We start from the raw sequence: 10,327 nt of genomic DNA, 5'->3' as shown, positions 1-10,327 counted from the left end.
CTAGAAATCACCCGATGGGGCGATCGCCCACGCTGATGACCCCGCCCGGTTCTGTGGACGGGCGGGCAGGAGTCAGCAGCGCAAACTCCTGGTAAATCTGCCATTCATGTCCGTCGTGTTTCAAGAGCGTGAGGCGATCGCCCGAAAATCTCAGATCCAGCGGGCGTTCCTTCAGCAGGGCCCAGGCTTGCTGAAACGTGTAGGGGGTGATGTTGCGCGAGGCAACCGTGACGTGGGGCGTAAACCGCCGCCGCTTTGCCTTGGGATCGACGATGCCGAGGGTTTGCTCTAAATGCTCCGCCAGGGCCGCCTGAAGCGCCAGCAGGGCTGGAGTCCTTTCGACGTGGATGTATAGCACGCGGGGCGAAAACTGACCAAACCCCAGCAGATGCACAGGAACGCTGCTCTGTCGCTGGGCAAAGGCGGCGAGCTCTTCGGTGAGGCGATCGGCGCGGGCCGGCGACCACTCAAACGGTGGCTGGAGCGTGACGTGGGGCGGGGCTTTGGCTGTGTGGGTCTGAAAGCGATCGCCCAATTCCTGGATTACGCCATTGGCATAGTTTTGAATGGCAGGGGGGGGAACCAGGGCAATGAAAAAGCGGGCGGTTGTATCAACCATGTTGGGGGAAAAACAGGGGGCACTACATGGCGCTGAACCGGGGGTGCGATCGCAAGATTGTGGGTTCAAACTCTTGCGCCCACTGGATAAATGACTCCGGCAGGGCTTCAGAAGTTTGTCGAGTCAGCAGGGCGGTGTAGCGATTCTTTTGCCGCACCACCACTGCCCGATAGTCTGCACCATGAATCACCGCATGACGAAACCCATCTAGCTTCAGCGAAGACATCAGTAGAGACTGCAACCCCAGCGCCTGAAAGATTGTTTGCACCCAACTGACATCGCTGCTTTCGGCCGTAGTGAAGTATTCCTTTGGCAATCCGCTCAGATCAAAAATAGCAGCCCCGATCAAGTCATCGGTGTATTGACTACTGGAGGCTTGGCGTTGGGTCTCTTCCATGAGGGAGCTGCTGACCAGCATCGACGGGGCTTGGAGATGCACGACAGGATGTACGATCGGCTGTGCAACAGGCGGATTGGCAACAGGGTTGTTCACACCGACTCACCTCAAGCGAAAAGACCACATCCAGAAAGCATCACACCTTCATCATTCCCAATCTAGAAACGGAATTACCGGGAAACGACCGTAGAATTGCCTGTTGCACCATGAACCTATGTAATGTTTGCATAATGCAAACGCCGCTTAATGTAATGCTTTGATGACGCTTTGATGACGCTGGCGCAAAGGATTTTCGCTTTGTCAGATTTTTCCCAGACTTTTTTGCCAGACTCTTTCACCAGCTTTTTTTGCCAGACTTTTGACAACCCTATCAGATTAAGCGGCCTACTCAAAAGACGGGCGACGCACCATATACACCACCAGCCCTACGAACGGCACCAGACGGGCGATCCAGCCAATTGCTAGGTTGACCCACTGGCGACGAGCCATGTCATCGGACACCAGCCATCCTTGAAATAACCAAAATACGAGCAGGTCGATCAGGAAAGAATAGGCGAGGCGATCGCCCTGCAAAATCTCCACCAAGCTGGCCCAGCGGGTTGGCCCGTCGCCAAACTCAGGGCGGGCCGCCACTGCCCAGACAGCCGACGCAAGGGCGATCGCCCCCAGCACCAGCGGCCAGGCTCGGCTTTCGGTTATTTGCTCTAGGCGGCTTAGCGGCGGGGTCGGCGGCTCCGGATTCGGTCGTCGCAGCGCCAGCCAGGGCAGATAAAATACGTTCGTTAAAAATGCTGTGCCCAGGAGAAAGGGTAAAATCGGCAGCCGCTGCCCCCGCCCATCGATAGCAAAGCCCCACAGCAGCAGCCCCCAGCCCACCGTCAGGTTAAACAGCGCCTCTAGCCCAGGATGTAGCACTGGGGCTACGGCGGGAAAGAGCGCAGGCAGCACCAGCCCAAAGTTTAAACTGAGGGCGATCGCCTCTTGCAGGGTGGCGGGCGACGTATGCAGCAGCGACGGCCCCGGCGGCAGGTCGCTCAGCAGCACATAGCCGACGTAGGCCAGCCACACCAGCCAGACCAGGAGCGAAACCCAGGCCGCCTGGGCGGGGCGATCGCCCTTGGTCTGCGTCGAAGCATCGCCCGATACACCAGCAGTTTGCGAATCAGAATTCGGCATTAATCGGCATTAAATGGGGGCTTGATAGGGGGAATCGATTTTGGCTTTTGGAGTTTGGATTGGCGGTTCTAGATTGCTGGCCCGACTGTTTATGAAGCTTTCAGCGATTGCACCCGTTTAGCGGTTTCACCCGTTTCGCTGTTGGCGCGGATTGATATCTAGAACGGTATCTAGAACAGCAAGTTAGGCCAGCAAGAAGGTCTGTCAGCGTTGCTGGAATACCCTTTCGAGCCTTATCTTTGGCTTCGGAATCCTTGTTCTCTTACTTCGTGCCATAGAGGCGATCGCCCGCATCGCCCACGCCAGGAACAATGTAGCCATGCTCGTCCAGTCGCTCATCCACCGCAGCCGTGTAAATGGGCACGTCTGGATGCTGCTCATGAAAACACTGGATGCCTTCTGGAGCCGCCAGCAGGCAGACAAACTTGATCGACAGCGGATTGGCTTCCTTGAGGCGATCGACGGCGGCGACGGCCGAGTTGCCCGTAGCCAGCATCGGGTCTACAACGAGCATGTCGCGGTGTTCGGTGTCGTTGGGCAGCTTCAGGTAATATTCCACCACCGTCAGCGTGGTCGGCTCGCGATATAGCCCGATATGCCCGACCTTTGCGGTGGGAATTAGCTCCAACATGCCATCCAGCAAGCCCTGCCCCGCCCGCATGATCGAGACAATTACCATGTTTTTGTCGGCGGCCAGCACGGGCGCATCCATCTCGGCCAGGGGGGTGCGGATTTTTTCATACTTCACAGGCAGGTCGCGGGTGACTTCGTAGGCCAGCAGCATGGAAATTTCCTTGAGCAGTCGCCGAAAGTCTTGCGTGTGGGTTTCTGCCTGACGCATCAGGGTCAGCTTGTGTTGCACCAGCGGGTGCTTGATGACGTTAACTTCGGCCGGAAAGACAATCGATGAGGATTGAGATGGGGGTTGCTCGGACACGGTGTTTACCAGACCTTTTACCAGATGCTCGTTTTTGCAGTGCAGCCTGAATTTCTCATGGCCCGATCTTAGTGCATCTCATCGATGGGCGATCGCCCTTCTTGCTCCCGTCTTGCCTTAAATTTGCAATTCCCCAGCGGGGTTCTTTTGCTGGGGCATTAACGGCTGAGAAATCAAATGCTACAATCTCGCTTTACGCAATTTGGTTACACAATTCGGCAAGTAATTCGGCAAGTCTTATTGGCGAGTCTTGTGGGCAAGTCTTATCAGCCAGTCTTCGCCAGCCCTATTAGCCAGCCTCAGCGTTGCCAATCTGAAAACGGGCTAAAGAACTTGCTAAAGTTTGTGAATCATTCTCAGGGTGTCTTTTCGCTATGACAGACGCACAATCAGACGCACAATCCAAAGCCAAGCCCAAACATATTATTCTCACGTCTCATCGCAATCGCCTGGGAGCCAAGACTACGCCGATTCTCTGGGGCGCAGCCAACCCGGTCGAGCGCGGCCCCATCATCGGCTCGGTTCGCAGCACGGCCCAGCGCAATGTGATTGGGACGCACGGCGGCTCCTACAGCGTCTATCGGGCGCTGGCCGTGGCCAGCGGGGTGCTTGACCCAGAGCATCGGGCAGATTTGACCAATACCGCTCCGGTTTCGGCGATTGGCCCCTACGCCAGTTGGAAAGATCCCGAAAAGATTGTCTCGCTTGATCCGTGGGGGGCGATCGCCAGCGAGATTTTTGCGCCCCATTTCCCCAGCGACTACGACATTCGTCCCACCATTGCCATCACCAAGGCGCACATCTTCATTCCCGAACTGCGCGACGAAATCGCCAGCGGCCGCCTCCAGGTAGACGGCAAAATCCTCAAAGCAGATGGCAATCTGGTCGTCACCAAAGCCGCCATCGACCCGGTGTGGTATCTGCCGGGGATTGCCAAACGGCTAGACGTAGAAGAATGGGAACTGCGCCGCATTTTGTTTCAGCAGACGGGCGGCATGTTTCCCGAACTGGTGACGCGCCCCGATTTGCAGGTGTTTTTGCCACCCATCGGCGGCACGACGGTTTATATCGTCGGCGACGAAACGACCATTGGCGACCCAGCCAAGCCGCTGGCCGTGCGGGTGCATGACGAATGCAACGGCTCCGATGTGTTTGGCTCTGATATTTGCACCTGTCGCCCCTATCTGGTGCATGGCATCGAGGTTTGTATCCAGACGGCGCAGGAGGGCGGCGCGGGCATTATTGTTTATTGCCGCAAGGAAGGCCGGGCCCTGGGCGAAGTGACCAAGTTTCTGGTCTACAATGCTCGCAAGCGCCAGGAGGGGGGCGATCGCGCTGATGCCTATTTCCTGCGGACGGAGTGCGTGGCGGGGGTGCAGGATATGCGCTTTCAAGAACTCATGCCCGACGTGCTGCACTGGCTGGGCGTGAGCAAGATCGATCGGCTGGTGTCGATGAGCAATATGAAATACAACGCGATTACTCACGCGGGCATCGAGGTCGTGCAGCGAATCCCAATCCCGCCAGACCTGATTCCTGCCGACGCGCAGGTAGAAATCGAAGCCAAAAAAGCATCGGGCTACTATTCCGAAAACGGCGTGCTGACGACCGATGCGCTGGCGCAGGTGAAGGGACGGGATTATTAGGATTTTGGTAAGGGTTGAGGAATCTTAGAGGATGTTTGAAAAGTCCTACTGTTTGTAGCAAAGCGTGCAGATCCCCCTAAATCCCCCTTAAAAAGGGGGACTTTAAGGCGGTTTCCCCCCTTTTTAAGGGGGGCTAGGGAGGATCTCTGAGTGCTTAACATTACAGGCGATACCTTTTCAAACACCCTCCTAGAACAACTGAACGACGGGGAACAACTGAACGACGGGCGATCGCGGGCTAAGGGGTGGTGTTTTATCAACAACCCCAAGCAGCCCGCTTTTGGTATTTGTACGCAGGCGATTGAGGACTACGCCCCCAGTTTTTGAAAAACTTGCCAATTTAATCGCCAAAATCACAGAAAAAACACAAATTTCTCCTGTTAGGCTTCATGTTTGATAGGGAAATATAAAGATATAGCGCTTCATAACGGCGATCGCGCATCTAGAAGAGGAAGCTCGTATGAGCAGTAACAAAATTACAGCCCGGATCGAGTCCGAGATTCAGCGGTTATCTTCCGAGCATGGCTACAGCGATTCAATTCTGCGAGAATTTGCGCTCTTTGTGCTTACAAAGGAGTCTGCAAAATCGAAGTCTGCTGCAAAGCCGAAGCCGCCCAAGGTCAAGAAGCTAACCGTTACACAAGTCAAGCAAGCAATCTACGATCACTTCGGCGTAAAAGACACCAAGGAACTCAAAAAGTCTGGTGCATTTCAGCTTGCAACTAGCAGCATGGGCAACGTCAGCCTTAGCAAGAAGGATGACTGGGAGCAGCTTTATCGGAAGCTAATTGGCATTTTGCCCGGAGAAGAAAACGAATCGGGCTACGGCTGTGTCAACGGCATCAATATTTTCAAATACGATATGCCGTGGAAAGCGTTTGGGCTTGATCCTAAAGTCAACTCTACTGAGGATGTCAAGGCCGCCTATCGAGATCTCAGCAAGATCTACCACCCAGACAATTCCGAAACAGGAAATGCAGAAATTTTTGACCGATTGACCGTGTTCTACAAGAGTTTGACCGAGAAGTTCTAAACATGGCAAAAACCTACATCAGAGCAGAAGACTTACTAAAGCTTCTCAAAATCTCTTCCCAGGAGCTAATCGAAATTGAGAAGTTCTTTGATGCCATTCCTGATGATGAGTGGGAATTGGAAGAAGGGAAAGATTATCGAGTGGTTTCAAGCAATGGAGCCAGAGAATATACTCAGTCGGGAGCGTATACTCTAGCTCGATATCTTGAAGCTACGAAGAAACTGAGTTTTTGGGATTCTCTTAAAGAGTGGTTTTTGCACACCAGAGCAAAGATTCGTAAGAGCTTCGTCCGTAAGAAAATTTTGGATAACTGTGCTTCGCTGATGCGGCGGAGCGATCAGTATTGGGTGAGCCAAGCAGATGCAGTAGCAATTTTCGGGACAAATATCCAGACGCTTCGCCGGATGGCTGAGTGTACCCAAAAGAGCGATCGCCCGCTAATCAAAGGACAGCACTACCAGGAATTTATTGACGAGGGCGGAATTTTCTACTCTCTGGAAGGCATTTATCGACTTTCTCTGGCATTCTCAACTGAACTTACGCTTAAAAATCGTCGGGACGAATGTCGGGATGTCGGTGAAGAAATCAGTCCTCAAGTCTCAGACATTATTAAGTTGATTGAGTCTCGTGAGAAGCGGATTTCCAAGTGCAAGGAAGAAGCCAAAAGGCGGGATAAAAAGACTTGTCTTGTCACGGGTCAAAAGCCGAATCAGTACCACAGATTTAATTTGGTAGCCCATCACCTCTATTCTTCCAGTGCGTATCCTCACTTGGCAGATAGTTTGGATAATCTAATCACGATCTCCGAAGAGGTTCACACTAGATTTCACCGAGAGTTCATGAGTGGAACGGGTAAACCTTGTACGCCTGATGACTTTATTAAATTTGTTCAGCAATATTATCCGGAGAACAGTAACGTCATCATTTGGCTAGAGGGACAAAAGCGCAAACTGGGACAGCAGGAACCTCTGGGTAAGAGAAATAATCACGTTCTCTATCTGCCCCTAAGCCGAGTCATTTAGCTTCTAGACAGGCTTGCCCTGAGCGATCGCCCTTGCTGCTAAAGAGCGATCGCTTTTGGTTGTTTTCTAGCCTGTTTCAGCGCAATACCTGCTGCGGAATGGATACGCACTGCGCTTGCGGCAAATCATGTCGGGAGTGCGTTTTTTTGGGGGGTGACGAGCGGCGGGTGTTGGAGGGATGAGCGTGGATTAATAAAGCGCGGCTTAATAATAGGTTCCAGATTTGCGGTGCTGGACAGCGGTCACTCCCACGGTTTCTAGCACTTTGCCATTGTCTACGCTGGCGTAGATCAGCCAGTGATCGCCGCACTCCATCCGGTTTTGCACCTGGCATTCCAAAAAGGCGATCGCCTCGTCCAGCACCAAACAGCCGTTGCTGGCGGGGTGATGAGCCACGGCCGCAAAGCGGTCTTCTCCGGGCTGCATTGGCTTTTGGAAATGGCGGCGCAGGTTACGGCCTTCTTTGAGGATATTCAGCACGAAGCCGTCGCCCGTTTCGGGCAGCAGCGCCTCGGCTTGGTCTTTGGCAAGCGCAATGGTCAGACCCGGCGGATTGAAGGTCGCCTGCGACACCCAGGAGGTGAGAACCCCGATATCGGCGCTGCCCTGCTTTGCGGTGAGGACGCAGAGGGAACCCGTGACGCGGCCGACGGCTTGTTCCGTGCGATCGCTGCGGGCATCCACCGCAGGCTGGCGCAGGGTGCGAGTTTTTCGCGTCTTTTTGAGGATTTGGGCAAATTCGGCCCCGGCGGCTTCGCATTGCTGCAAGACCTCCTCGGTGGGTGAAAACTTCACCCGCAGCGTCTCAAAGCCCAGCGTATAGCCCGCATCTTGCAGCTTGCTCTCCAGCAAGTCTACTGCTTCGCCGCTCCAGCCAAAGGAGCCGAACACGCCCGCCAGTTGGGTTTTTGGCGCAGTAGACAGAACAATGCCCAAGGCAGTCTGAATCTGGCTGGGGGGATGGCCCGCCAGCGTGGGGGAACCGATGATGAAGCCGTCGGTTTTGGCGATCGCCGCTGTGATCTCGTCTGGGTCGGCAAATTCGCAGTTGATCGAGGCCACCGTCACGCCGGCCTGGGTCAGCCCACGGGCGATCGCCGCTGCCATGGTGGCCGTGTTGCCATAGGCGGAGGCATACAGCAGCGCCACGCTGAAGTCCTGCTGATCCTGCTGCTCGCACCAATAGCGATAGTCAAACACCAGACGGCTAGCGCTGTAGCGCACCAGCGGCCCGTGCCCCGGAGCCAGAATCAGCGCCGACTGAGTGACTTCGGCCAGGCGATCGAGGGCGGCTTCGACCTGCTTAGACTGGGCCGCGTGGATGCAGTCAAAATAGTAGCGGCGGTCATCGGTGAGCGATCGCCAGTGTTCGTCGTATAGCGCGTCATCGCACACATGCGCCCCAAACAGCTTGTCGCTATACAGGATTCGGGTCGCAGGGTCGTAGGTGCAGAGCGCATCGGGGTGGCGCGGCGTGGGCGTGGGGATAAAGTGCAGGCAGTGCCCCTGTCCCAGATCAATCGTATCTTCGGCGTTTGCCACAAGAACCCTCAACGCCTGTTCTGGAAATGCTTCGCGCAGCACCACCTCTGCGGCACGGGTGCAGACAAACGTAACCTGAGCTGCCACTTCAGGGTTTAGCAGAACTGCCAGCGTAGCAATGCGATTGGGGTTGACGTGGCTGAGAATGACATAGTTAATCCGCTGGAGGTAGACATGGTGCGCCAGCTCTTCGATAAACAGCCCGCTGAAGGAGGCTCCGGGCGGGTCGATGAGGGCAATCTGGTCTGCCTGGATCAGGTAGGCGTTGGCAGTGGTTCCCTTTTGGCGGGCGTATTCCACCTCAAACTTGAGTCGGTCAAAGGTGCGCGATCGCAGCACTAGAGTATTTGCACCGACTTCCGCCACTTGCACGTCTTTGGGTCTTAGCTCAGCCATAGGAAATCCTTAGTGTGGCAAGGGTTGGGGACAAGTGAAAAAGGGTTAAAAGAAGAAGATTGCGCTGGGGCTACAGCACTTCTCTGCGGAGAAAGGTACGCGCTGCCCCAAAAGAGCAAATAGCCTGTAACTGCTCGCGTACCTAACTAACTTCAGAAACGTGATAAGCGCCTCGCGAGGAAAGAGCCTAAGGGCTAGTATCTCTCATCTAGGTGGCCCGATCGTCAGTCTGAGTGGGAAACTCGCCCCAGGCAGCGCGGCGACGACGAGACACAAACTTCTCAGGGTCGATGCCCTCAAAGGTGGGTGGCAGCCACACCCTGACTACTAGAAGCAGCGCCATCACCACCAAAAAGGCGCAGGCCGAGAGAATCTGCGTAGAAGACGTTTCCAGCACGCCGCGCACAATCACTTCGCGCAGCACCGACACAATCGAAACCTCAACTGCCACGCCAATGGACACGCGCTGTTCTTGTAGGTAAATAATCAACAGCCGAAATAGCTCCACCAAGATCAGCAGAAACAGAATGTCGGCGGTGACTTCTTGAAAATTGAGCGGTGGCAGCAGCGACAAAAACATCTGGCGAATTTGCAGCACCATGAAGCTAAACAAACCCACGCAGAGCGAAATCACAATCCAGTCTTGAATGGTTTCGAGGGCGTGAACTAGATGATCGCGGGTGAGCCAGGAGAGGCGATCGCCCGAATCAGACTTAAGCGGCGTTTGCATGGAAATCCTCCAGCCTTGGGTGGTTTTTTCCACCTTAGTTCAGCCTGGTTTATAGGTAAAGAGTTTTTGCATTCAATTAAGTTATACGTAGAATTCAAAATTTCAGTTACTCGGACAGCCAGATTCCCGATAAATCCAGCACAAAACCGGGAAGAAGGCCTTCCTCCGACAGCGATGCAGGGTTTTCCAGGCGTTCTGGCGGGCGATCGCGCCGATACACCTCGACCTGCCGCGTCCTGGGGTCGATTAGCCAGCCCAACACCAAACTGTTTTCGATGTATTCCCGCATCTTGGCTTGCAGCACCGGCCAGTCGTCCGACTCGGAACGTAGCTCGATGACAAAATCCGGACAGAGCGGCGGAAACCGTTTGCGATCTTCAGGCGTTAGGGCATTCCAGCGCTCTTGCCGAACCCAGGGCGCATCGGGCGATCGAATTGCGCCATTGGGCAACCGAAAGCCAGTAGACGAGTCGAAGGTAACGCCTAGCCTTGCCGTGCGATTCCACAGCCAAAGCTGCCCTGAGATATCAAGATTTCGGTTTCCGGTTTCTCCGCCTGTGGGTGGCATCAGAATCAGTTCTCCTGTTGCAGATCGCTCGATTCGCACATCTCGATTTGCTCGCGCCAACCGCTCGAACTGCTCGTCGGTCAGTGCGATCGCCGTTCCCAGGTGGAGAGTGAGGTTCATTCACGATTCGGGTGAGAGGGGTTGTCTCTGGTAACGCGACTTGCAACCCTCAGGCTGCCCTCATCCCCCAACCCCTTCTCCCAGGGCGAGAGCAGGGAAGCAAGAGAGGCTTGAAGTCCCTCTCCCGCTCTGGGAGAGGGA

General features: G+C 54.9%; 11 protein-coding genes. 4 read left to right on the top strand and 7 right to left on the bottom strand.

The window, feature by feature from the left end; genetic code table 11:
• Window positions 1-7: 7 nt before the first annotated feature.
• From IGS51_RS21425 to upp, 4 genes are all read right to left on the bottom strand, one after another.
• Window positions 8-619 carry a 2'-5' RNA ligase family protein gene (locus tag IGS51_RS21425; RefSeq protein WP_297080796.1) on the bottom strand — a complete coding sequence of 204 codons (612 nt, stop codon included), beginning with the start codon at window positions 617-619 and terminating at the stop codon, window positions 8-10.
• A 22-nt stretch (window positions 620-641) separates the two neighbouring features.
• Window positions 642-1,112: a hypothetical protein gene (locus IGS51_RS21420; protein ID WP_297080794.1), complete on the bottom strand. Its 471-nt coding sequence runs from the start codon at window positions 1,110-1,112 to the stop codon at window positions 642-644.
• A 288-nt stretch (window positions 1,113-1,400) separates the two neighbouring features.
• On the bottom strand, window positions 1,401-2,192 hold the full coding sequence (locus IGS51_RS21415; RefSeq protein WP_297080792.1) for a hypothetical protein: 792 nt from the start codon (window positions 2,190-2,192) through the stop codon (window positions 1,401-1,403).
• A 262-nt stretch (window positions 2,193-2,454) separates the two neighbouring features.
• Entirely contained in the window at window positions 2,455-3,129 is a 675-nt protein-coding gene (gene upp, locus IGS51_RS21410) for a uracil phosphoribosyltransferase (RefSeq protein ID WP_297080791.1), read from the bottom strand.
• 374 nt (window positions 3,130-3,503) lie between these two features.
• Between upp and IGS51_RS21405 the strand changes: the two genes are divergently transcribed.
• The 4 genes from IGS51_RS21405 (at window position 3,504) to IGS51_RS21390 (ending at window position 6,830) form a co-directional block, all read left to right on the top strand.
• Window positions 3,504-4,775 (top strand): GTP cyclohydrolase II, encoded by a 1,272-nt coding sequence (locus tag IGS51_RS21405; RefSeq protein WP_297080790.1) that lies wholly within the window; start codon window positions 3,504-3,506, stop codon window positions 4,773-4,775.
• Window positions 4,776-4,925: 150 nt separating this feature from the next.
• Window positions 4,926-5,102 (top strand): hypothetical protein, encoded by a 177-nt coding sequence (locus IGS51_RS21400; protein ID WP_297080788.1) that lies wholly within the window; start codon window positions 4,926-4,928, stop codon window positions 5,100-5,102.
• Window positions 5,103-5,235: 133 nt separating this feature from the next.
• Window positions 5,236-5,808 carry a DnaJ domain-containing protein gene (locus IGS51_RS21395; protein ID WP_297080787.1) on the top strand — a complete coding sequence of 191 codons (573 nt, stop codon included), beginning with the start codon at window positions 5,236-5,238 and terminating at the stop codon, window positions 5,806-5,808.
• 2 nt (window positions 5,809-5,810) lie between these two features.
• Window positions 5,811-6,830, top strand: coding sequence for a hypothetical protein (locus IGS51_RS21390; RefSeq protein ID WP_297080786.1), 1,020 nt, complete (start codon window positions 5,811-5,813; stop codon window positions 6,828-6,830).
• 204 nt (window positions 6,831-7,034) lie between these two features.
• On the opposite strand, the gene IGS51_RS21385 is transcribed toward IGS51_RS21390, so the two are convergent.
• The 3 genes from IGS51_RS21385 to IGS51_RS21375 all read right to left on the bottom strand — a co-directional run bounded on the left by IGS51_RS21385 (window position 7,035) and on the right by IGS51_RS21375 (window position 10,186).
• Window positions 7,035-8,768 carry a diflavin flavoprotein gene (locus IGS51_RS21385; RefSeq protein ID WP_297080785.1) on the bottom strand — a complete coding sequence of 578 codons (1,734 nt, stop codon included), beginning with the start codon at window positions 8,766-8,768 and terminating at the stop codon, window positions 7,035-7,037.
• Window positions 8,769-8,976: 208 nt separating this feature from the next.
• Window positions 8,977-9,498: a phosphate-starvation-inducible PsiE family protein gene (locus IGS51_RS21380; RefSeq protein ID WP_297080784.1), complete on the bottom strand. Its 522-nt coding sequence runs from the start codon at window positions 9,496-9,498 to the stop codon at window positions 8,977-8,979.
• Between the two features lie 106 nt (window positions 9,499-9,604).
• On the bottom strand, window positions 9,605-10,186 hold the full coding sequence (locus tag IGS51_RS21375; protein WP_297080782.1) for a Uma2 family endonuclease: 582 nt from the start codon (window positions 10,184-10,186) through the stop codon (window positions 9,605-9,607).
• Window positions 10,187-10,327 lie beyond the last annotated feature (141 nt).

It is taken from the genome of Thermoleptolyngbya sp. M55_K2018_002, assembly GCF_015295965.1.
GTDB lineage: Bacteria > Cyanobacteriota > Cyanobacteriia > Elainellales > Elainellaceae > Thermoleptolyngbya > Thermoleptolyngbya sichuanensis.
Note: the sequence above shows the minus strand (reverse complement) of the source record. Positions and strands in the feature narration are given on the sequence as shown.

What these genes read in the sequence shown, in the direction of transcription:
- IGS51_RS21395 (WP_297080787.1), top strand. Translation starts at nt 5,236, where the DNA reads ATGAGCAGTAACAAAATTACAGCCCGGATCGAGTCCGAGATTCAGCGG.
- IGS51_RS21380 (WP_297080784.1), bottom strand. Translation starts at nt 9,498, where the DNA reads ATGCAAACGCCGCTTAAGTCTGATTCGGGCGATCGCCTCTCCTGGCTC.
- IGS51_RS21405 (WP_297080790.1), top strand. Translation starts at nt 3,504, where the DNA reads ATGACAGACGCACAATCAGACGCACAATCCAAAGCCAAGCCCAAACAT.
- IGS51_RS21385 (WP_297080785.1), bottom strand. Translation starts at nt 8,768, where the DNA reads ATGGCTGAGCTAAGACCCAAAGACGTGCAAGTGGCGGAAGTCGGTGCA.
- IGS51_RS21415 (WP_297080792.1), bottom strand. Translation starts at nt 2,192, where the DNA reads ATGCCGAATTCTGATTCGCAAACTGCTGGTGTATCGGGCGATGCTTCG.
- IGS51_RS21390 (WP_297080786.1), top strand. Translation starts at nt 5,811, where the DNA reads ATGGCAAAAACCTACATCAGAGCAGAAGACTTACTAAAGCTTCTCAAA.
- IGS51_RS21375 (WP_297080782.1), bottom strand. Translation starts at nt 10,186, where the DNA reads ATGAACCTCACTCTCCACCTGGGAACGGCGATCGCACTGACCGACGAG.
- IGS51_RS21425 (WP_297080796.1), bottom strand. Translation starts at nt 619, where the DNA reads ATGGTTGATACAACCGCCCGCTTTTTCATTGCCCTGGTTCCCCCCCCT.